General features: G+C 57.5%; 2 protein-coding genes and 1 pseudogene. All 3 read left to right on the top strand.

Going from position 1 to position 2,633, the window contains the following annotated elements; translation table 11 throughout:
• A pseudogene (locus RTY00_RS23225) lies at nt 1-195 on the top strand (ABC transporter substrate-binding protein); the annotation flags it as partial.
• Between the two features lie 74 nt (nt 196-269).
• Nucleotides 270-2,039: an iron ABC transporter permease gene (locus RTY00_RS23220; RefSeq protein WP_312666531.1), complete on the top strand. Its 1,770-nt coding sequence runs from the start codon at nt 270-272 to the stop codon at nt 2,037-2,039.
• On the top strand, nt 2,032-2,633 hold a 602-nt coding region (locus RTY00_RS23215; protein WP_312666530.1), incomplete at its 3' end, for an ABC transporter ATP-binding protein. The genes RTY00_RS23220 and RTY00_RS23215, both read left to right, overlap by 8 nt.

Raw genomic sequence — 2,633 nt, 5'->3', positions numbered from 1 at the left:
AGCATTCTGGCTAATCAGGCCGACATCCCTTCCCTGCGCAACGATATTGAAGGCAAAAACGACATTGATGGCATGACCAAAATGTTGGGCAACGCGCTGAAACCGATCCCAGTTGATGAAAGCCTGCTGGAATATCTGCAACCGAAAAAACGTCTGGATTACATCAAACAGTGGCGCGAAGCAGCCGGTAAATAACCGCCGTTATCAAGCGCGGCGACTGCGCCGCGCTCAGCTTTCTCTTATCTGATTTCGCCATTCAGGGTCTCAATATGCGTGCATTGCATAGAAAGTGGCAAAGCCTGCCGCGCGGCGTTGTGGTGCTGATAACCGCGCTGGTTATCTACGTTCCGCTGTCGTTTATCGTGATACAAAGTTTCTTGTCCGCGCCGTTCTTTTCGCCGTCGAAAGAGTGGAGCCTGGAATCGTTTGCATTTATTTTCACCGATCCCGACTTCTACAAAGCGCTGCGCAGCGGATTTATTCTCGCTTTCGGGCTGGTGATCATCGCCATTCCGCTGGGCGGTATTCTGGCGTTCCTGATGGTGCGTACCGATTTACCTGGCCGACGCATCATTGAGCCGCTGATCCTCGTGCCCATTTTTGTCTCGCCGATGGTGCTGGGCTTTGGTTATGTGGTGGCGGCGGGCCCGGTGGGATTCTTCTCGCTGTGGGCGCAATCACTGCTGGGGTTCGTGCCGTGGAATATCTACGACATGTCGAGCATCGTGGTGATCGCTGGCCTGACGCACGTCCCGCACGCCTATCTGTACATCTCTTCTGCCCTGCGCAGCGTGGGATCGGATGTGGAAGAAGCCGCACGTATTTCGGGTGCTTCGCCGTTACAGGTGATGACGGCGGTAAGTTTACCGATGGTACGCCCGTCAATTCTGTATGCCATCGTGCTGTTGTTCTTCCTTGGGCTGGAAGTGTTCGGTTTGATGCTGGTGCTGGGCGATCCCGAAGGCAACATGGTGCTGGCCACCTATCTCTATCAGCTGACCAATAAACTCGGCACGCCGTCTTATCACCTGATGGCCGCCGTCGCGGTAGTGCTGATCTGTATCACTATTCCGCTGGTGATGCTGCAACGCCGCCTGATGCGCACCGCCAATCGCTTTGTCACCGTGAAAGGTAAAGCTTCGCAGGCGCGTGCGCTGCCACTGGGCAAATGGCGCTGGGTGGCGGGCGCAGTTGTGGCATTCTGGCTGACGGTGACCATTGGCGTGCCGCTGCTGGGCGTGGTGCTGCGTGCGTTTATCTCTAACTGGGGCGTTGGCGTTTCGATCTGGGATGAGCTGTCGATCAAGACCTTCCAGACCATCTGGGCGCAGCCCAACCTGCTGCGCGCTATCGTCAACTCAATGGCGATTGGCGTGATCGGCGGCGCGCTGGCGGTGGGTTGTTATCTGTTTATCGGTATCGCCATGCACCGTAAACCCGATAACACCACGCGCTTCCTTGATTACAGCGTGCTGGTGCCGCGTGCGGTGCCGGGCTTGCTGGCCGGTCTGGCGTTTCTCTGGGTGTTCCTGTTCCTGCCGATGTGGCTGGATAACTCGCTCAAATCGGGCTGGCTGTCGGATTTCGTCTGGTCGCAGTGGCTGCGCGATCACCTTATCGTCTGGCTGCGTTCGCTGCGCAGCACCATCTTCAGCGTCTGGCTGGCCTACACCGTGGTGTGGATGGCGTATGGCCTGCGCCTGATCTCCTCAACGTTATTACAAGTGGGTCCAGAACTGGAAGAGGCGGCGCGCAGCACTGGCGCCACACGCGGACAGATTACGCGTCACGTCACCATTCCGTTATCCCGCTACGGCCTGATTGGCTCATGGCTGCTGATGTTCCTGATTTTCGAGCGCGAATATTCCACCGGCGTGTACCTGCTTTCGCCCGGCACGGAAACCATCGGCTCAATGCTGGTTTCCCTGTGGGCGGCGGGCGCGATTGATATCGTTGCCGCACTCTCCTTTATTAACATCCTGCTGGTCGTGGTCGGATTGGGTATTGCCCTGCGATTTGGAGTCAAATTACATGATTGAATTATCGGTCGAGAACCTGCACTTAACGTACGGCGACAATCCGGTGCTGAAAGGCGTGTCGATGAATTTGCAGCGCGGCGAAGTGGTTTCCCTGCTTGGCCCGTCCGGCAGCGGCAAAACTACGCTGCTGCGCGCGGTCGCGGGGCTGGAGAAGCCGACGCAGGGCACCATTGTGATTGGCAACAATACGGTTTACGCCGGCACGCCGCGCAGTGAGATCCCAGCGGAAGAACGTAATCTGGGGTTGGTGTTCCAGTCCTACGCGCTGTGGCCGCACAAAACCGTGTTTGAGAACGTGGCCTATCCGCTGAAGCTGCGCAAAGTGGCGGCAGCGGAGATCACTCAACGCGTGCAGGATGTGTTGAACCAACTTGGCCTCGGCCACCTTGGCAAACGCCATCCGCACCAGCTTTCTGGTGGTCAGCAGCAGCGCGTGGCGATTGGCCGTGCACTGGTGTACAACCCGCCGGTGATCCTGCTGGATGAACCGTTATCAAACCTCGACGCCAAACTGCGCGAAGAGGCGCGCGTGTTCCTGCGCGAGCTGATTATCAAGCTTGGCTTGTCGGCGCTGATGGTGACGCACGATCAAAA

Source organism: Pantoea sp. CTOTU49201 (assembly GCF_032054795.1).
In the GTDB taxonomy this organism is placed as follows: Bacteria; Pseudomonadota; Gammaproteobacteria; order Enterobacterales; family Enterobacteriaceae; genus Pantoea; species Pantoea symbiotica.
This window is presented reverse-complemented; position numbering and strand designations above follow the sequence as displayed.

Excerpts from the sequence above, each read along its gene's own strand:
- RTY00_RS23220 (WP_312666531.1), top strand. The coding sequence starts at position 270 with ATGCGTGCATTGCATAGAAAGTGGCAAAGCCTGCCGCGCGGCGTTGTG.